The organism is Thermus aquaticus (assembly GCF_001280255.1).
Taxonomy (GTDB): Bacteria; Deinococcota; Deinococci; order Deinococcales; family Thermaceae; genus Thermus; species Thermus aquaticus.
Genome location: NZ_LHCI01000094.1, coordinates 1 through 930, shown reverse-complemented (window position 1 = coordinate 930; position 930 = coordinate 1). Strand labels below are relative to the sequence as shown.

The window sequence follows — 930 nt, the reverse complement described above, 5'->3', positions numbered from 1 at the left end:
GCCCAGGTCCGGGGCGTGGTCCACCTCTCCCCCCTTCCGGGGGCGGTGAGCCTCCGCCTGGAGGGCCAGGGCCTCTTCTCCAAGCGGGTGCGGGCCCCAAGGGGCCTGAGGGAGGGCCTCGTCCCCGGCCTCTACCGCGTGGTCCTCCACCCCCGCACGGACAGGGAGGGCTTCCTCACGGGGCTCCACCTGGCCCACCGGGAGCTCCTCTCCCCCGCCCCCGTGGGGGAGGCGCCGGGGGAGCCCCTCCGCTTCCTCCTCCTGGGGGAGTGGCTGGGGGCCTGGGCGGGGCTGGGCCGGGTGCGGGTGGTGCCCGGGCCCAAGGAAGAGCCCGAAACCCGGCCCTTCGTCCTCCGCTTCCTCCTCCGCCGCCCCCACCTGGCCCCGGCCCCGGGGGGGCTGGTCCTGGCCCTGGGCCGGGTGGAGCGGGGCCGGCTCGTCGGGGAGGCCTTCCCCCTGACCCCAAGGGCCCTGCCCTAGCCCTCTTCCCGGACCGCCGGCTCCAGGACCTCCCGGGCCCGGGCGTGGGCCCGCTCCAGGCGGCGGAGGGCCTCCTGGAGGATCTCCCTCAGGACCCGGTGCCCCTCCCGGGGGAGGGAGGCGTAAAGGACCCCCAGGAGGCGGTCTTCCTCTTCTCTGGGGCCCCTACACCCCAGATGAACCGCCAGGACCTCCATGGCCTCCCGGGCCTTGCCCAGGGCCACCAGGGCCATGCGCACCTCTTCCCATAGCCAGGCGAGGTCGTCCGAAAGCTCCTTCCTGGCCTCGGGGTCGTGGAGGGGGCTCACGGTTGGTTCCCGTAGACTCCGTCCCTACTCGCTTCTCTGAGGGAGAGGAGCCTGGGCTGGACCACGTGCTCCGCGCCGTTCTCTCCCTCCTCCTCTCCAACCGCTTCAGCTTCCTGGGGTTTCTCCTCTTCTCCCCCAGGCG

The 930-nt window shown here is 74.1% G+C and carries 2 protein-coding genes; one reads left to right on the top strand and one right to left on the bottom strand.

What is annotated here, in order from left to right; genetic code table 11:
- Window positions 1-480: hypothetical protein (locus BVI061214_RS13115; protein ID WP_248841684.1), on the top strand; the 480-nt coding region annotated here is incomplete at its 5' end.
- Here BVI061214_RS13115 and BVI061214_RS12765 read toward each other — a convergent pair.
- Complete coding sequence (locus tag BVI061214_RS12765) at window positions 477-788, bottom strand: hypothetical protein (protein WP_053766914.1); 312 nt, start codon at window positions 786-788, stop codon at window positions 477-479. The two genes, BVI061214_RS13115 and BVI061214_RS12765, sit on opposite strands and share 4 nt — an antisense overlap.
- Window positions 789-930: the final 142 nt, after the last annotated feature.